Below are 18,892 nucleotides of genomic sequence, written 5' to 3' on the forward strand. Positions count from 1 at the left end.
CTACTAAAATTGATAACAACAAACGTACTAAAAAAGCTTGTGATATGCTATTTTAGGTGTTTTTTAGTTTTTCTTAACATAAAAGAGTAGGATAACTATTCATTATTTGGTAGCTTTAAAAATTCTATTAATCATATAAATACTAGCTTATGAAAAAAATTACTTTATTACTTACTTTATTTTTCACTTCCTCTATAATTTTTGGACAGGTATTAATATCTGAAGATTTTGAGGGCGGACTTACAGTACCTACTGGTTGGGTTAATAATGATATAAACGGAGGAGGAAACGTATGGACCTTTGAAAACACAGGTCAAACTCCTGCTGGTTTTACAACTCCAAACAGCTACCTCTATGATCCTGCTGGCTTTTCTGGCTCTTATGCCATTTTTAATAGCGATGCTTATGGTGGTGGCCCAGAAGAAGCAGCATTAGAAAGCCCTACATTTGACTGTTCGACATTAACAACTATCAAATTAAGCTACAATCACTTTTACCTATCTGGATATAGTGGTTATGGTTATGTTGAAGTTTACAATGGATCTAGCTGGATAACAGTTGCAACATATGATGATGCCGCCGCCGCAACAGATGGATACCTTTATGGAAGTGAAATTATTGATGTTAGTACAGAATTAGCTGGCGTATCTAATGCCCAAGTAAGGTTTAGATGGGTAGGAGACTACTCTTGGTGGTGGGGTTTTGATAATGTTGTTGTACAACAACCAACTGTTTCAGCCCCTGATGCTGTTATCGAACCAAGTCCTGCAGATGAAGCAACTGATGTTCCTCTTGTACAAGATGACATTGATTATCCCAACAAAATATATTTCTCTTGGACAGAGCCTACTACTGGAGATCCAGCAACTAGCTACAGACTAGTTCTTGGTACAGAAAACCCTCCTGTACAAGAATTTAACAATTTCCCTAATGGAGATTTCATATACAATATTTCTTTCGACACAACTTATTACTGGCAAATTATTGCTGTAAATATTGGTGGCGAAACCGCTTCTGAAATTTGGAGTTTCACAACCGAAGCTGACCCTACCGCTTCTATTGATGAAGTTACAAACGATACTTTCTCTCATTTCTACAACAAAGACACAGACGTTTTAACTTTAGAATCTTCTAGCACTCCTCTAGAACATGTTGAAATATTTAACATCTTAGGTCAACAAGTAATAAATAATAACTTAAGTTTAAATAGAGAAACAATTAATATGTCTGATTTAAAAGACGGAATTTATTTAACTAAAGTTACTATAAACGGAAACACCAAAACTATTAAAGTCTTAAAGCAGTAATGTTTTAAAACCTTATGAAAAATCAAAAGAGCGACTATTAAGTCGCTCTTTTTTTTTTATGTTTTATTTGCTAATTGCCCACATGCAGCATCAATATCCTTACCTCTAGATCTCCTTACTGTAACAGTAATATTATTGGCTTCGAGCATATCAATATACATTTGCAATGCTTTATTATCTGCTTGCTGAAACTCACCATCGTCAATTGGGTTGTATTCAATTAAATTGACTTTACTTGGCGCAAATTTGCAAAACTCAATAAGTGCGTCTACATCTTTTTTAGTGTCATTAATACCATCCCAAACCACATACTCATAAGTGATTCTATTTTTGGTTTTAGCATACCAATACTCTAATGCTTCACGTAAATCTTTTAATGGAAATGTTGCATTAAACGGCATAATAGAAGTACGAACCTCATCAATTGCTGAATGAAGTGAAACGGCTAGCTTAAACTTCACCTCTTCATCAGCCATTTTTTTAATCATCTTAGGAACTCCTGAAGTAGAAACTGTAATTCGCTTTGGAGACATCCCTAAACCTTCAGGAGAGGTAATTTTATCAATTGCTTTTAGTACGTTATTATAATTCATGAGTGGTTCTCCCATTCCCATAAATACAATATTACTCAAAGGTCTATCAAAATACAGTCTGCTTTCATTATCAATAGCAACGACCTGATCAAAAATCTCATCAGGATTTAAGTTTCGCATACGCTTTAATCTAGCCGTAGCACAAAATCTACAGTCTAAACTACAACCTACTTGCGAAGACACACATGCAGTAGTTCTTGTTTTAGTAGGAATAAGAACCGACTCCACAACCAAACCGTCGTGTAAACGCACAGCATTTTTAACTGTACCATCACTACTACGTTGCATTTGATCCACCTGAATATGATTGATAACAAAGTTATCCTCCAACATATTTCTAGTGTCTTTGGAAATATTGGTCATATCTTCAAATGTATGAGCTCCTTTGTTCCAAAGCCACTCATACACCTGATTTCCTCGAAATGCTTTATCGCCTTCTTTTACAAAAAAGTCTCTAAGCTGTTCTTTGGTAAGCGCACGTATATCTTTCTTTTTAATCTCCATAGATACTGCAAAAGTAATAAAAGCTACATATAAAAAAGCCTTACATTTAGTAAGGCTTTAATAATTATCGATTTATATAATATATTAAAGAATTAACATGGCGTCTCCATAAGTATAGAAACGGTATTTTTCTTTAACAGCTTCTTCGTAAGCTTTTTTCATGAAATCATGACCTGCAAAAGCAGAAACCATCATTAATAATGTTGATTTTGGTGTATGAAAATTAGTAATCATACAGTTAGCAATACTAAAATCGTAAGGAGGGAAAATAAATTTATTTGTCCATCCAGAAAACTCATTAAGCGTACCACTAGACGATACTGAACTTTCAATAGCTCGCATAGATGTTGTACCTACAGCACATACACGTTTTTTGTTTGAAATTCCTTTATTGATAGTCTCTACAGCATCAGGACCAATAAAAATTTCTTCGCTATCCATTTTATGTTTAGAAAGGTCTTCTACCTCAACAGGATTAAATGTGCCTAAACCAACATGAAGTGTAATTTCTGGCAACTCAACACCTTTAATTTCTAAACGCTTAAGTAAGTGTTTTGAAAAGTGAAGACCAGCAGTTGGAGCTGCTACAGCACCTTCGTTTTTAGCGAAAATAGTTTGGTAACGCTCTTCGTCTTCTGGCTCTACTTCTCTTTTAATGTATTTTGGTAATGGAGTTTCACCAAGCTCAGTTAATTTATTTCTGAATTCTTTGTATGAACCGTCGTAAAGAAAACGCAATGTTCTACCTCTAGAAGTTGTATTATCAATAACTTCAGCTACTAAAGTATCGTCATCACCAAAGTATAATTTGTTTCCAATTCTTATTTTACGAGCAGGATCAACAAGAACATCCCAAAGGCGTTGTTCTTCGTTTAACTCTCTTAACAAAAACACTTCAATTCTTGCTCCTGTTTTTTCTTTATTACCATACAAACGTGCTGGAAACACTTTTGTATTGTTTAAGATCATCACATCTCCTTCATCAAAATAATCGATAACGTCCTTAAATAGTTTGTGTTCAATTGTTTGTTCTTTTCTATTAAGTACCATTAATCTTGCCTCATCTCTAATGTCAGATGGTCTGTCGGCTAGTAATTCTTCTGGGAGTTTAAAGTTAAAGTGCGATAATTTCATTTCAATATTTTATTTTTTGCAAGTGGCAAATATACAATCTCAACATAGGGTTTGTCAAGTAATTCAAAGATTATTATTGGTTTATTTGAAAACCTATAGATTTTAAATCGTCCCAAAATGTTGGATAGGACTTTGAAACTACCATAGCATCTTCAATTTTTAGCTCAGTTTTTAACGCTAATGGAGCAAATGCCATTGCCATTCTGTGGTCGTTATATGTTTGTATAGTTGCTAGTTTAAAATTGCCATCAAACGGTTTTAGGTGAAGCGTTTCATTGGTTACTTCTATATCTCCTCCTAGTTTTTCTATTTCATTTTTAAGCGCAACTAATCTATCTGTTTCCTTTATTTTTAGGGTATGCAATCCTTCTAAATCGCATTTTACACCTAAACCTAATGCTGTTACAGCAATGGTTTGCGCAATATCAGGTGATTTTACAAGGTTAAAAGCAATGTCTGGTTGATGCTGAGATGTTTTCTCTAAAACTATTGAAAGTCCTTTAAAAACGGTTTTAACACCAAAAGCTTGGTATAATTCAGCTAAAACTGAATCGCCTTGTAAAGAATCTTGTTTATATGAAGATAATTCAACTTGAGTTCCAATAGGACTTAACGCAACAATACTATAAAAATACGATGCTGAAGACCAATCGGACTCCACAACTATTGTTTTATCCCCTGAAACCGATTTTAATGGATTTACTGTAATGACATTATTTTTGAAAGATGTTTCAACTCCAATTTGATTTAACAAATTCAAGGTCATGTTTATATAAGGAATTGAAGTGATTTCGCCATTTAAAGTCAACTCTAAACCTTGCTCAAGCTTAGGTGCAATTAACAATAGTGCAGAAATATATTGGCTACTTACATTGGCTTTTAAGCTAATTTTATTTTGAGTAAGCGCTTTACCTTTTATGAGTAATGGAGGACAACCTGAGTTCTCCAAATAAGAAATATTAGCCCCTAACTGATTCAACGCTTCTACAAGAATTTGTATTGGTCGTTCTTTCATGCGCTGTGACCCTGTTAAAGTCACTTCTTTACCTTCTTGAGTGGCAAAAAACGCTGTAAGAAAACGCATTGCTGTACCAGCATGATGTATATCTATTACTGCATTCGAATTTGAACTCAGCGCTTTAGACATTACTACACTATCATCTGAATTGGATAGGTTTTCAATTTTAATTTCAGGATATAACGCTTGTAGTAGCAACAATCTATTAGATTCACTCTTAGAACCTGTTATTGTGATACTAGAAACGGTTTTTATTTGTGATTTGAGTAATTTGATGTTCATTTTGAACTGATAAAACACATCGAGAAAACTCGATGTGTCAATTATAAATTTTTATTTTAACTTTTGATTATTGTGATGTCTGTCGTGGTCTCGCTTGGTTTTTTTATCCATTTTTTTATCAAAAGCTGCCTGCAAATCTATTCCTGTTTGATTTGCTAAACATAATACAACAAAAACCACATCAGCCAATTCTTCACCTAAATCTTTATCCTTATCGCTTTCTTTTTCGCTTTGTTCTCCGTAACGACGTGCAATAATACGAGCTACTTCACCTACTTCCTCAGTAAGTTGAGCCATATTGGTAAGTTCGTTAAAGTAACGTACTCCATGTTCTTTTATCCAATCGTCAACTATTTTTTGAGCATTTTCAATATTCATTGTTATATTTTTTTAAGCACTATTTGTTCATTTTGCTTTTCAATCATTAATTGATAAAACTCTTTAAACTGCTTGTATTCGGTTGGCAAAATTAAGGTTTTATTAAGTTCAAACGTTATAACAAACTGAATATAACTTCCATTTTTATTAGCCATGTAAGTAAATACTCCGTCTGAACCATTAAACTGATACTTAACACTTTCTGGCAATACATCTAATTCATAACCTTCAGGAATCATCATATTCACCATATATTTATCTGAAATTGGATACACAAAATCTATAGGATATATTCTTGTGTCTTGCTTAAATGGGTTTTCTTTAGAAGCTAAGAATAGCATTGGCTTTAAATACAAATCTCCTCCAACATCCTCTATAGCTTCATCAATATTAAAGTCATATGATAATAAAACTGGCTTATCTACTTCGTTTATTTGGCTAAGATTTAAATCTGAAATTTCAATAAGCCCTTTATCTTTCTCTAATGTTTCTATAACTTTCTCATCACCATATCCATCATATTTATTTCTTAACCTGTTGGCTTGATAGTTCGTATATTGATGTCTTATTTTTCCATTTATTGAAAGGTCTGTTTCTAATTTGGCGTTTAAAGAAACCATTTCGCTTGAGCTTACTTCTGGTATTAGGTTAATCCAATCAGAACTCCCATCCTCTTTTATTAATCTACCTAACCAGTTAAGAGTATTTGTAGGTAAAATATCAATGGTACCATGTTTTCTTGTAGCGTCTATTAAAATTATTTTGCCATCAACATTAACAGCAGATATAACATAATTAAATCCTGATCTTGTTGGGACTAATGGAATTCCATTATTTTTTGTACTTACTAAAACCGGATTAGCATCCATACCTGCATATCTTAGCATTGAGGTTAGCATTAAATTTATGTCAGCACTATTACCAACTCCATCTTTATATGCTTTTGATACACCTTGCTCAGCAGTATAACCATAATATTCATTCCATTTTACTTTTGACTTAACAAAATCTAAAATCATGGATACCTTTTCTATTTTATCATCCGTAGGCTTACTAGACATTAATGTCTCTAAATCTTTTTTAAAGTAATTATTTTTACTTAATTGATCTCCAAAGTCTGAATCGTCATAGATTGTATTTGTTACCTTTTCCCATGTTGTAGAAAGGTATTCTATAGGCTGATTTGGAAGCTCTATACGCTCTAACTCAACTAATAATCTTGATTGGTAATTTGCCAAATTGTCCACATAATTCTCATCTTTTAATGGAGGAATATTAGACAGATTTGCTTCAACCACATTATCGTTAAAATCAATTTTTGAAGAACTATAGTTAGCTAATCCACCACCTCTTGATTGAGATCTTTCTCTACTTGTTATAGTAACACTTCTACGCTTTTTTGTTTCAGTTAATTGCGGAATATAAGTTGCTCTTGGGTTTAAAAACGTCTTATAAATTAAATACTCAGGTGTGTTTAGTGACAGTTCAAAATTTTTGGTTGGTATCATTTGTTGAAATGCAATATCATCTATAGAAAACAATTGTGATTCTATAGTATATTCTAACTCTATAACACAGCCTTCTTTAAGGTTTGGCATTGTAAACTTGGTTGTTTTACGATACTTATTGGTGTCTTCATCAAAAACATCACTATTCTTTAGTTTATCTTTTATGATTTTACCTCCTTCAATATTGTATGTGTAAGCTTTTAGTCCTATTAACTTTTCAGAGGAAGCACTACTTGCTCCATCATAAAGACTTATCATTTTTGTAGCATAATCAAAACCTTCTTTATTATAAATCTTTATTCGCTCTTGTATTTCTGTGCTTTGAATAAATCCCTTACCTTGTATGTAGTCAAACATTATCTTTTGTTTCTTATAGAGAATAGCTGCAGTTGCTTCAGGATATTCTGGGTGTTGAGTTTCTAAAAGTTCTTCTTCACTAACTTTCCCAAACTTATAGTTTTGACAATACGTTAATTGTCCTATAAATAACAAGAAAATAATAACTGTTTTTTTCATTTTTTATAAATTAGGTTTTAATACTATTTTTGCTTTATCATTTTTAGTTACTTCTATCCAAAAATCTCTATAATCATTATACTCACTTTGTGAATAAATCCCTTTATTTAGCTTAAGTTCTCTTTTGTAGAACAGCTCACTATCTGAATGTTTTGAAATTGACATTGTATAACTTCCAAATTTAGTTTCAATAGATACCGAATCAATTAATGCATCAGCCATAAAACCATTTGGGATAGTAATTATGTATGAATCCCTGTTAATGTAGCCTCTTTCAATTTCAAAAGGAAGCTTTCTTTTAGAATAACGCTTCGGAATTGATTGTTCTCTATTAAAAAAATTTGGTTGCAATAAGAGTCTATTCCCAACCTTAGTAGCATAACGCTCAGCTTTCATTTGAATAGTTTCAGTAAAAACAATGCTATCTCTGTCATCATTATAGCTCATTGAGTCTATAGTCAAATCGCCTAAATATCCCCATTTTTCTTTATAAAAAAGCTTTTGGTCTTTTTCTAAAAGTCCACGAGTATGAGCCAGATAATCGTATCTAGCACCAAATGCTTTAGAAGTAATTTTGGCATCAATAGATCCATTAGGGCTTAAATTGATGGTAGAGTTTGTTTCTAAAAGATTTTTTTCTGCATCATAAACCTGAGTATGAACTATTTTTCCTCCTTCTGGTGTAATGACAAATACATCTCTATCATCAGTAAAATTTGCATTATAACCAAATGGAGAGGTTTGACTTGTACATTCTAACCAAATGTCTCCATTTGGCGTTGGAAGATTTAATATTACATGATTTGTTTGACCCAAAAAAGTCACAAACTCCTTATCAATATCAACAGTACTTCTAGAAGCATATACTCTTGAATAATTTGTTTTTACACCCACTACATCCATAAGAGCTTTGGTGTAATTGGTTAGCCCTTTACAGTCACCATACTTAACCTCATCTACTTTTGAGGCTTCAATGGGCTGTATGCCTCCAATACCTTCTTGCACGCTTATATATCTTGTTCTTTGCTGAACAAAGTTGTATACTACTTTGGCTTTTTCAATAGGATCATCTATTCCCATAACCAATGCTTTTATTTCAGATTTTGTTGTTTCAGGAAGTTCAGTTCTACCTACTAACAATTCATCATACATCCATTTCCCTAAGCTTGTCCAATCATTAGACTCTCCATAAAAACCTTCATAGTGAAACTTATTTAAAGCAACCCCTAAATGAGGGCTAATATTTTTAAAATCAGGACTATAAGCCTCTGATTTAATCGCTTTTATGTTATCTACTTCGTAAAGTAAATTATTGTCTTGGCTATTGTTTACTATTTCATAACCCTTAAAATTATACTCTTTTTGTTTAATATCAATCCCTGTTTCATAAGCAATTTCGTATACACTTTTTTGCGTACTTACATAATACCCTTCTAATGGATACCAACTAGGTATAAATGCAGTATTATTTGTGTTAGTCTCATAATAAAACTCTATGGTATATGGATATTCAGTTGGTGTGTAGTTTAAATATTTAACTCTACTATCTTCATAAAGTGAAAAATCGTTTGCTGCAGAAACATCTTCAAAATCAGATTTTTTAAACTTTTTTATTTGATTTCCAAATTGGTCATAAACTTTAGCTTCAATTTTTTTAATATCTATTCCTTTATCATAACTCACATAAGCTTCAACATTACGGTTACCAGCTTTATTTAAAATTGTAACTATTCTTTTATGAGCTACACTTAAACTTTTCAAAGAAGAAATCTCAATCTTTTTATGATTATATCTAACAACCGCATTTGCTTCAGTTGTAAGTTCAGATGGAATAGTTGCTACAACCAATAAGCTTTCGTCCTGCGCATTTGAAAAAAATGAAATAGAGAAGAAGGCAATGGCAAGAAGAATTTTTGTAGGCATAATAAATTGTTAAAAACCAAAAATATAAATATTTACCAAAGCGCAAAAGATTAATCTTCTTTTAATAACCTATTTATTAATAATTTAAAAATCAGTATTAAAGCACATGGTAAAAACACATATTTGAGTTCGCTAAAAATGACTTGTAATCCCCATTCTGAAAAAAATCTTTCCACTCCTATTGGAGATACTTTTATCACTTGATACGGAAAAAAATAACGCTCATTATCAAACGGAATAAAAAACCCAACACCTTTTCCACTTGTTGTTAATGCATCTAAAATCCCATGAGACAATGTACTGAAGAGTATCACTAAGAAATACCGCATTTTCCATTGCTTACCAAACAACACGCAAATACATAAAGCCCAAATAATTGCAAATAAAATGGAATGAGTAAAACCTCTGTGTCCAAAAGGCGATTCGTATGGAACTCCGAAATTAAAAGCCAACACATCTATATCTGGAAGAATTGAAGACAATATTGCTAAAACCACCAAGCCAATTGAAGCTTTCTTGGAAGCTACTTTTGCAATTGTAAATGCTGCAATACCATGCCCAAATACTGAAGCCATTACTCTTTATTCTTAGTATCTATAATAATTGTAACAGGACCATCATTGAGCAGTTCTACTTTCATGTCTGCACCAAATTCACCTGTTTGAACTGTTGTTCCTAAATCAGTTTCTATTTGTTTTACAAACTCCTCATACAAAGGAACAGCCACATCAGGTTTCGCTGCTTTTATATAGCTTGGTCTATTTCCTTTTTTTGTGCTTGCATGCAAGGTAAACTGGCTCACAACAATTACATTACCTTTAACATCCATGACAGACTTATTCATAACGTCATTTTCATCTGCAAAAATGCGAAGGTTAGCAATCTTTTTAGATAACCAATCAATATCTTCTTTGGTATCCTCATCAACAATTCCTAACAGAATTAAAAGTCCTTGATTTATATTGGCAACTTTTTCTCCTTCAATCGTTACACTTGCTTTAGATACTCTTTGTATTACTGCTTTCATAAGCTATTCGTTATCCCAGTTATCAGTTCGGTAATGTTCGTCTTCACCTTCTAAAATCTGTAAATAACTTCGGTATCTTGAGTAGGCAATCTCATCGTTTTCAAGCGCTTCCTTTACAGCACATTTAGGCTCTTCGAGATGTAAACAATTATTAAACTTACAGTCTTGTTTCAACTCAAAAAACTCAGGAAAATAATCGCCAACTTCTTCTCTATCCATATCTACAACTCCAAACCCTTTGATACCTGGAGTATCGATAATTTTAGCCCCAAAACTTAAATCGAACATTTCAGCAAAAGTTGTAGTATGTTGCCCTTGCATGTGCTGTGTTGAAATTTCTTTGGTTTTCAAATCCAAATCAGGTTCAATAGCATTAACTAATGTAGACTTACCAACACCAGAATGACCAGCAAACATGCTTGTTTTGTCTTTCATTAAGGATTTAACCTTATCAATATTTTTTCCTGTAGTTGCCGAAATACCGATACATTCATAGCCTATTTTTCGGTACACATGCGCTAGGTATTTTACTTCGTCTAGTGTGTCGCCACTATAAGAATCAATTTTATTGAAGAGTAAAATAGTTTTTACTGAATAAGCTTCGGCTGTTACCAAAAATCGATCTATAAAACTTGTAAATGTTGGTGGATTATCAATAGTCACTAATAAAAACACTTGGTCAACATTTGACGCTATAACATGTGTTTGTTTAGACAGGTTAACCGATTTACGGACAATATAATTTTGCCTATCGTGAATGTTATTGATAATACCTGTAGTTTCGTCGTTATTGGTTTCCAGTTCAAAATCTACAACATCGCCAACAGCTATTGGGTTAGTACTTTTTATCCCTTTTATACGAAATTTACCCTTTATGCGACATTGATAAGCTTCGCCTAAATTGTTTTTTACGGTATACCAACTACCTGTAGATTTGTAAACTGTTCCTGTCATTAATACAAAGATAATCTATTCGTGTATCATTTTAATAAAGAAAGACTGCCAAATGACAGTCTTTATTAAGTAATGTGATTTTAATCAACTATCATTCTTCCTAACTTGTCTTTAGATTTTCTTGAAGAGTAAATGATATATTCTTTATTGTTTTTTAAATAAAAAACTCCAGGTCTTAAAATTAACTGGTCCTTTTGTAATTCTTCAGGATCAACTCTATTGATGTCTCCATTATCTTTATCAAAGACAAAGGCTGTTGGTATTGCTTTATTATAGTTTCCTAAGGCTCTTATTTTTTCAATATCGGTAATTCCCATATTTTTTTTATTATCATTAAAAACAACTATAAGCTCACCATTAGTATAAATAGGAATTGCTCCTAAATATTCAGGACCTTTACCTAATACAGCTACTGGTATCATAACACCAACACCAACAGTAAAATTAGAATTTCCTGAAAAGCCATACACACCAACTGACATAGTCGTAAAACTTGCTTTTTGATCTTTTGCAATTACATTAGCCCACTCTACTGAACCATCAGCATTTAAAGATGTTACAATAATTTCATTTGTTATAAATGTAATAGGCGTAAAATTAACACCTAAACCTCCTATACCAATCCCTGAAGAACTTCCTATAATAGACTGCCTGTACTCAGCTAGAAAAATTAAGCCTCCATCTTCCTTTTCAATCAAACTGTGTGTAACATAAAATGGCGGAATGTCTTTATCCTTTTTAGCTCTTCGCTCACCTATAAGTTTTACTTTAGTATCAAAATCGAAAACATTAAACTTTAAATTGGTTACTGTATTTGAAGACATATCAATTGTACCAGAATAAACACCTTTTAATTTCCAATTTGCTCTTCCTCTTTTATTAACACTAGAATAAAACCCTACAAGATTTAAAGTGTTATTTGCAGTCATTAACATTTCACAATTAATAACTTCTTTGCCTTCAAAGTCTACATTAATTACTTCTTTAGTATAAGCATTTTTCTTTTTGTATGCGTGAACTTCAAATTTTTCAATATTCTTTTTTGCCTTTTTATCTCTATAACTTTCGTTAATTACTAGAAATATATCTTCATCAAACGTCACATCAAAATCTGAAATTGTAAACTCTAAATCTCTTCTATCGGTAAACTCTACTTGTTCCAAATGAGACGTCACAACATGCATGTTTTGGTCAATTAGCTTAATTTCATATTGCATAATTTCTTCTTTATCGAACAATGATGCATGCATGATTAATAATTTATCTCCTAAAGGCGCATGTTTAAAATAAAACGCTCCTTTTTCTCTATTTTTAGTAACTTGAGTTGAAAATAATTTTTTCTTGTTTTTTGTCAACTTACCATCTTCAGAGATTTCAACTGATAATAAATTATATACTTTACTTTTTTTATCGTAAACACTTCCAATGATATATACTTTATTATTTAAAACCGCAATCTCTTCAAAAACAGGCTCCTTATTAATAAAATCATCCATTTCAATTTCATTTACAGAAATTAAAGCCATATCAGCTGAGTCAAATACTTTTATATAGAAGTTTTTCCCTTTTGTAGCTAAAGTGTAAATTTTACCATTTGTTTCACCAGCGATCCTAACTATTTTTTCTTTATCAGCTTCAATTTCTTTTCCATGAGTAATAGTAATAGGCCCTAATTTGCCTTGTGCATTTACTGAAAAACTAATGATAGCTAACAGCAAAAAAAGCATGTTTTTTTTAATCATAATGTGTAAGTCTAGTTGTTGAGTAGAAAGATTTTTCTTTCAGAGTTTCAAAAATAGTTTTTTTATTGAACTTAACAAGTTGAACAAAAAATAGTGCTTTGCTACATATTTCAATTAGCTGAAACGTAATTTTTAAGGTCTTTTTTATCCTTTAATTATCTTTTTGGTTTCTAGCCAAGTTCCATCGGCTTTTATGTTTACTAAATAAATTCCTGATTGATATCCTGATAAGTCGATTTGCCCTTTTCTGTTAAAGTTACTCCATTGTAATTTTTGTATTTGCCTTCCAGAAAAATCATGAATTAAAATTTCAACGGTTTGATAATCTTTTTGAGAAACAAAATTAAAAACACCAGTACTTGAAGGGTTTGGATAAATTTTTGGTTCAATACCCTTAGCTTCTTCACAAATGTACTCATAAATCATATCCACTCCGATTCCACATCTTAAGATATGTGTGACACTATAAGAATCAAATGCAATTACTACAACCTCATCAAGAGATTCATAACCATCTAAAACCACATCAAGGTCTTTAATGTTTTGCAAATGCACATCTTTAGGTGTATAGCCTAAAAAGGAAACCTGTAATGTATCAGTAGGTTTAGCTTCAATTGTAAATTTACCGTTTTCATCTGCGATAACACCTTTGGAAGTGTGCTTTACTATAACATTGGCAAAAGGCAATACTCCTTCAGTATCATAAACGGTTCCGCTAATACTGTTTTGACCAAAAAATGAGAAAGAAAGACTGAAAAATAAAAAGAACACTGTTGGTTTCATAATAGTGATAGTTTGATTAATGATTCAAACCTAATTGATATTACAACTATCTAAAACCCATAATGAGTAAACACTACTTTTGAATGAGAAAACGCATAAAAAAAGCCTCTTAATGAGGCTTTTTATTAATTATCCGTTAATGATTTTTTCCTGATGGTTTATCGATTCTTGGTGAATGGCTTTAAATACTCTTAAGATAAATTCTTCACTAAGATTCTTTTCTTCGCCTTGTAAAATCATTTTTCCTAGTATTTCGTTCCATCGTTTAGATTGAAGTACTGCCACGTTTTTAGATTTTTTAAGTGCTCCAATTTCATCAGCAACCTTCATACGTTTACCTAACATTTCAATAAGTTGATGATCTACCACATCTATTTGCGTACGCAAGGTATTAAGCTTATTATTAAACTCCGCAGCATCTTCAGATTCCTTTCTTATTTTAAGATCTTTTGTATACTGAACAAGCGTCTCAGGTGTAATCTGTTGTGCAGCATCACTCCAAGCGTTATCTGGGTCGTGATGCGTTTCAACCATAATTCCGTCGTAATTAAGATCTAATGCTGTTTGGCATAAATCGAAAATAATATCTCTTCTTCCAGCAATATGCGAAGGATCTAAAATTAATGGCAAATCAGGGAAGCGATTTTGTAAATCTACAGCCAATTGCCACTCTGGATTGTTTCTGTATCTTGTTTTTTCATAAGTTGAAAATCCTCTGTGAATTACACCCAAGTTTTTAACATCCGCAGTGTAAAAACGTTCAACAGCTCCCAACCATAAAGCCAAATCTGGGTTTACAGGGTTTTTTATCAATACGGTTTTGTCAGTTCCTTTTAAAGCATCAGCAATATCCTGAACAATAAAAGGGCTAACAGTTGTTCTTGCTCCAATCCATAAAATATCAACATCGTGCTTTAATGCTAAATCAACATGGTGTGCGTTTGCAACCTCAGTTGTGGTTAACATTCCTGTTTCTTCTTTAGCTTTCTGTAACCATTTAAGACCCAAAGCTCCAACACCTTCAAAGTTTCCTGGTCGCGTTCTTGGTTTCCAAATTCCTGCTCTAAGCACTGTTGCATCACTATCTTTAAGTTGGTGTGCAATTTTTAGTACTTGCTCTTCGGTTTCTGCGCTACATGGTCCTGCAATTACTAACGGATGGTCTAATCCGAAATTATCTAACCACGATCTTAATTCTTTCTTGTTTTCCATAACATTTCCTTTTTTATATAATTCCGTTTAAAATATCTTTTATATGATTTGTATTTTTCATTTCGCTGTGAATAGCCTCAAAATCGTCAGCTTCCATAAATTGTTTGAATTTTGACAGGTTGTTGATATACTCTTCTAGAGTTTCAACTACGTTAGCTTTGTTCTGCTTAAAAATGGGTGTCCACATATCTGGTGAACTTTTTGCTAAACGCACAGTACTTTCAAAACCACTTCCTGCCATATCAAAAATATCGCGTTCATTCTTTTCTTTTTCAATAACTGTTTTTCCAAGCATAAACGAGCTAATATGAGATAAATGCGACACATAAGCTATGTGTTTGTCATGCGCTTTTGGATTCATATAACGAATACGCATACCAACATTAGAAAACAATTGCAATGCTTTTTCCTGTAGCTTAAATGCTGTTTTTTCTACTTCGCAAATAATCATAGTTTTTCCATTGAATAAATGCTGTTTTGCAGCCTTAGGTCCTGAAAACTCAGTACCAGCAATTGGATGTGCAGCCAAAAAATTTCTACGATTTTTATGTGTATCTATAACTTCACAAATGGCTTCTTTGGTAGAACCTACATCAATAACCAATGTGGTATCTGACACTAAATCCAGCACCTTTGAAATATGCTTTACAGTAGCATCAACAGGAATTGAAACAATAACCAAATCGGCATTTGAGATTTCATTTAATTCTGCTTTTTTATCAATTACTTGAAGTTCTAATGCTTCGTCTAGATGCGTATCACTTTCATCAACGCCATAAATAACAGCATCTTTGTAAACACGCTTTATATCTAGCGCGAAACTACCTCCTATTAATCCTACTCCTATTACAACTATTTTTTTCATTTTACTCTTGCAATTGCTTCTTCAATTTCTTCGGTTTCTGCACATAACGAAAACCTTATGTATCCTTCTCCATTACTTCCAAAAATGGTTCCTGGTGCAATAAAAATGGAATCGTTTTTTAAAACTGTGTCTATAAATTCTTCTGACTTTACAAACTCTGGTAATTTTGCCCAAACAAACATTCCTGTTGCGTTTTTATCATACGTACAGTTCAATGCTTCGGCTAGTTCCCAAACTAGTGTTCTTCTTTTTTCATACACACTATTTAGGCTTAAGTACCACATATCAGAACAGTTTAACGCTTCAATAGCGCCTTTTTGGATACCATAAAACATTCCTGAATCCATGTTACTTTTCACTTTTATGATACTGTCTAAATACTCTGATTTTCCCATAACCATTCCTACTCGCCATCCAGCCATATTAAACGTTTTACTCAACGAGTTAAGCTCCAAACAATGGTCTTTGGCATTTTTATACTTAAGAATGCTTCTTGGAAATTGGTTTAAAATAAAGCTGTAAGGATTATCATTAACTACAAGAATATTATGACGTTTTGCAAACTCAATAACATCTTCATAAAACTTATTAGGCGCAACAGTTCCTGTTGGCATGTGTGGGTAATTAATCCACATGATTTTCACTTTACTTAAATCGTACGTTTTTTCAAGTGCAACAAAATCTGGCAACCAATTATTTTTTTCCTTTAAATCATAAAACAAAGGTGTAGCTCCTACAAGTTTAGTTACCGAAGTATATGTAGGATATCCAGGATTTGGTATTAACACGCCATCGCCTTCATTTAAAAATGCCATTGAAATGTGCATAATCCCTTCCTTACTTCCCATTAATGGTAAAATTTCGGTTTTAGGGCTTAACGACACACTAAAGTATTTTTTATAAAAACCTGCCATCGCTTGTCTTAACTCTGGCAAACCTTGATAGCTTTGATATTTATGCGCTGTAGCGTCTTGCATACTATCAACAATAGCTGATACCACTCTAGATGGTGGTTGCAAATCTGGACTACCAATTCCTAAATTAATGATAGGCTTACCATGCTCTTTCAAAAGGTTAACTTCCTTGAGTTTTCTAGAGAAATAGTACTCTTCAACGGTATGCAATCTATCAGCTACTGAAATCATAACTTTGCATTTTTATATTCTCCTAATATTTTTAAATCCTGTGCCATAATCTGTAAAATAGATTTTGCTTTTTTAAAGTCTTTATAAGCATCAAAAGTTACATCCACAAAAAAGGCGTATTTCCAAGGTGAATTTATTTTAGGCAACGACTGTATTTTGGTTAAATTCAATTTACAATCGCTCATTACATTAAGCACAGTTGCCAAACTACCTCGTTTATGATCCAATTCAAATTTGATAGACGCCTTATTGATATCACTTTCAGAAATCTCAGAGTTTTGCGTCTTTACAATCACAAAACGTGTTTCGTTATGTTTTATGGTTTGTATACTTTCTGCTAAAATTTCCAATTCAAACAATTCAGCAGCCAATCCACTAGCAATAGCTGCAACGCCTTTTAAATTTTGTTCTTTTATGCGTTGCGCAACCTCAGCTGTATCTTTATCTTCAATAAGCTTTATATGAGGATATGCTTTAAAAAACTCTTTACACTGCAACAACGCCATAGGATGCGAATACACTTCTTTAATAGCACTTAACGATTGGTTAGGTAATGCCATAAGGTTGTGTTGCACATCAAGATAATGCTCTCCAATAATGTGTAAATTATGAGTATCAATTAATGCATAATTGGGTATAATTGAGCCAGCTATAGAGTTTTCAATAGCCATAATAACCGTATCGCTCTTTCCTGAAAGCAAGCTATTTACTGCTATATCAAACGACAAGCACTCATCGATAGCCACAGTATCATCAAAAAATTGTTTAGATACAATATGATGAAATGACCCTTTAATACCTTGTATTGCTACTGACTTTATCATAAAAAAAAATCCCGATTTTCATCGAGACTCATATTAAATTTAGTTACCTTAAATTATACATACAACGTCTCGCTCTTTTCGCTAAAAAAGAAATAAAACCAGTTGTAATATGTATAATTGTTTGTTTTCATTGTGTTTATGAAGTTGCTAATGTAATTAATATTTTCACAAATCAAAATACTTAAAAAACTTTTTTGCAGTTATTATTTAACTTTTTAAAGATTATACAGTAATGTATTACATAAATTATATAATTGCTATTTTTGAATAAACATTTCTTTTATGTCTATAGAGGTTGAACACATTTCAAAAACTTACGGAAACCAAAAAGCGCTTAACGCAGTGTCTTTTAAAGTCAATAAAGGTGAAATTGTTGGTTTTTTAGGTCCTAATGGAGCAGGAAAATCGACGATGATGAAAATCCTTACGACATATATTGAAGCTTCTGATGGTGTTGCTAAAGTGAGCAATTTTGATGTAAACACAGCTTCTAAAGAAGTTCAAAAGCGCGTTGGATACTTACCTGAGCACAACCCTTTATATTTAGACATGTATGTAAAAGAGTATTTAAGTTTTAATGCAGGTGTTTATAAAGTTGAAAAATCTAGAATTGACGAAGTTATAGCACTTACAGGTCTTACTCCCGAAGCGCATAAAACAATAGGTCAACTTTCTAAAGGTTACAGGCAACGTGTGGGTTTAGCCAATGCATTGTTGCATAACCCTGAGGTTTTAATTTTAGATGAACCTACTACAGGATTGGACCCAAACCAATTAATTGATATACGTCACCTTATCACGTCTTTAGGTAAAGAAAAAACAGTTTTCCTATCTACTCACATTATGCAAGAAGTTGAAGCAATGTGCGATAGAGTTATTATTATCAATAAAGGTGAAATTGTAGCCGACAAAACACTTAAAGACCTAAGAGACGAAAAAGTTCAAACGGTTATTGTTGAATTTGATTACAGAGTTGAAGAAGCGTTTTTGTTGAAGCTCCCAAAGGTTACTAAAGTTGAAAACACTTTTGATTTTATTTACGAAATCACGTTTTCAACTACTGAAGATATGCGCTCTCATGTATTTGACTTTGCGCATGATAACCAGCTGAAAATCCTTCAGCTTAACCAAAAAAATGCGAGTCTGGAAAGTTTGTTTAGGGAGTTGACGAGTTAAA

At 32.5% G+C, this 18,892-nt stretch carries 17 protein-coding genes; 2 read left to right on the forward strand and 15 right to left on the reverse strand.

From position 1 onward, the window contains the following. The first annotated feature begins 149 nt into the window (after nucleotides 1-149). Nucleotides 150-1,307: a T9SS type A sorting domain-containing protein gene (locus tag ABD011_RS14395; protein ID WP_262733453.1), complete on the forward strand. Its 1,158-nt coding sequence runs from the start codon at nucleotides 150-152 to the stop codon at nucleotides 1,305-1,307. A gap of 56 nt (nucleotides 1,308-1,363) precedes the next feature. Here the strand turns inward: ABD011_RS14395 and rlmN are convergent, their stop codons facing one another. The 15 genes from rlmN to ABD011_RS14470 form a co-directional block, all read right to left on the reverse strand. Then, a complete protein-coding gene (gene rlmN / locus ABD011_RS14400; RefSeq protein WP_129761068.1) occupies nucleotides 1,364-2,404 on the reverse strand; it encodes a dual-specificity RNA methyltransferase RlmN in 1,041 nt (346 codons plus the stop codon). Nucleotides 2,405-2,488: 84 nt separating this feature from the next. After that, nucleotides 2,489-3,538 (reverse strand): tRNA preQ1(34) S-adenosylmethionine ribosyltransferase-isomerase QueA, encoded by a 1,050-nt coding sequence (gene queA / locus ABD011_RS14405; RefSeq protein WP_343799377.1) that lies wholly within the window; start codon nucleotides 3,536-3,538, stop codon nucleotides 2,489-2,491. Nucleotides 3,539-3,611: 73 nt separating this feature from the next. Further along, nucleotides 3,612-4,838, reverse strand: a complete 1,227-nt coding sequence (locus tag ABD011_RS14410; RefSeq protein WP_343799379.1) for a 3-phosphoshikimate 1-carboxyvinyltransferase — start codon at nucleotides 4,836-4,838, stop codon at nucleotides 3,612-3,614. A 51-nt stretch (nucleotides 4,839-4,889) separates the two neighbouring features. Beyond that, nucleotides 4,890-5,216, reverse strand: coding sequence for a nucleotide pyrophosphohydrolase (locus tag ABD011_RS14415; protein ID WP_129761071.1), 327 nt, complete (start codon nucleotides 5,214-5,216; stop codon nucleotides 4,890-4,892). A 2-nt stretch (nucleotides 5,217-5,218) separates the two neighbouring features. After that, nucleotides 5,219-7,240, reverse strand: coding sequence for a DUF3857 domain-containing protein (locus ABD011_RS14420; RefSeq protein WP_343799382.1), 2,022 nt, complete (start codon nucleotides 7,238-7,240; stop codon nucleotides 5,219-5,221). 3 nt (nucleotides 7,241-7,243) lie between these two features. After that, nucleotides 7,244-9,163 (reverse strand): DUF3857 domain-containing protein, encoded by a 1,920-nt coding sequence (locus tag ABD011_RS14425; protein WP_343799384.1) that lies wholly within the window; start codon nucleotides 9,161-9,163, stop codon nucleotides 7,244-7,246. Nucleotides 9,164-9,213: 50 nt separating this feature from the next. After that, nucleotides 9,214-9,738, reverse strand: coding sequence for a metal-dependent hydrolase (locus ABD011_RS14430; protein ID WP_343799386.1), 525 nt, complete (start codon nucleotides 9,736-9,738; stop codon nucleotides 9,214-9,216). After that, entirely contained in the window at nucleotides 9,738-10,190 is a 453-nt protein-coding gene (gene dtd / locus ABD011_RS14435; RefSeq protein WP_343799388.1) for a D-aminoacyl-tRNA deacylase, read from the reverse strand. The genes ABD011_RS14430 and dtd overlap by 1 nt, the downstream gene beginning before the upstream one ends. A 3-nt stretch (nucleotides 10,191-10,193) precedes the next feature. Continuing rightward, on the reverse strand, nucleotides 10,194-11,144 hold the full coding sequence (rsgA, locus tag ABD011_RS14440; protein ID WP_343799390.1) for a ribosome small subunit-dependent GTPase A: 951 nt from the start codon (nucleotides 11,142-11,144) through the stop codon (nucleotides 10,194-10,196). An 80-nt stretch (nucleotides 11,145-11,224) separates the two neighbouring features. Continuing rightward, complete coding sequence (locus ABD011_RS14445) at nucleotides 11,225-12,886, reverse strand: hypothetical protein (protein ID WP_343799392.1); 1,662 nt, start codon at nucleotides 12,884-12,886, stop codon at nucleotides 11,225-11,227. A 144-nt stretch (nucleotides 12,887-13,030) separates the two neighbouring features. Next, complete coding sequence (locus ABD011_RS14450; RefSeq protein WP_343799394.1) at nucleotides 13,031-13,669, reverse strand: T9SS type A sorting domain-containing protein; 639 nt, start codon at nucleotides 13,667-13,669, stop codon at nucleotides 13,031-13,033. Between the two features lie 129 nt (nucleotides 13,670-13,798). Further along, a complete protein-coding gene (locus ABD011_RS14455; RefSeq protein WP_129761074.1) occupies nucleotides 13,799-14,881 on the reverse strand; it encodes a bifunctional 3-deoxy-7-phosphoheptulonate synthase/chorismate mutase type II in 1,083 nt (360 codons plus the stop codon). A gap of 13 nt (nucleotides 14,882-14,894) precedes the next feature. After that, on the reverse strand, nucleotides 14,895-15,746 hold the full coding sequence (locus ABD011_RS14460; protein ID WP_131508934.1) for a prephenate dehydrogenase: 852 nt from the start codon (nucleotides 15,744-15,746) through the stop codon (nucleotides 14,895-14,897). Further along, nucleotides 15,743-16,891, reverse strand: coding sequence for a pyridoxal phosphate-dependent aminotransferase (locus ABD011_RS14465; protein WP_343799397.1), 1,149 nt, complete (start codon nucleotides 16,889-16,891; stop codon nucleotides 15,743-15,745). Before ABD011_RS14465 ends, ABD011_RS14460 begins: the two co-directional genes overlap by 4 nt. After that, nucleotides 16,888-17,715 (reverse strand): prephenate dehydratase, encoded by an 828-nt coding sequence (locus tag ABD011_RS14470; protein ID WP_343799399.1) that lies wholly within the window; start codon nucleotides 17,713-17,715, stop codon nucleotides 16,888-16,890. The genes ABD011_RS14465 and ABD011_RS14470 overlap by 4 nt, the downstream gene beginning before the upstream one ends. A gap of 282 nt (nucleotides 17,716-17,997) precedes the next feature. On the opposite strand from ABD011_RS14470, the gene gldA reads away from it, so the two are divergent. Next, on the forward strand, nucleotides 17,998-18,891 hold the full coding sequence (gene gldA, locus ABD011_RS14475) for a gliding motility-associated ABC transporter ATP-binding subunit GldA (RefSeq protein ID WP_129761078.1): 894 nt from the start codon (nucleotides 17,998-18,000) through the stop codon (nucleotides 18,889-18,891). The last annotated feature ends 1 nt before the right edge of the window (nucleotide 18,892 follow it).

Origin of the sequence: Gaetbulibacter jejuensis, assembly GCF_039524015.1 — a bacterium.
In the GTDB taxonomy this organism is placed as follows: Bacteria; Bacteroidota; Bacteroidia; order Flavobacteriales; family Flavobacteriaceae; genus Gaetbulibacter_B; species Gaetbulibacter_B jejuensis.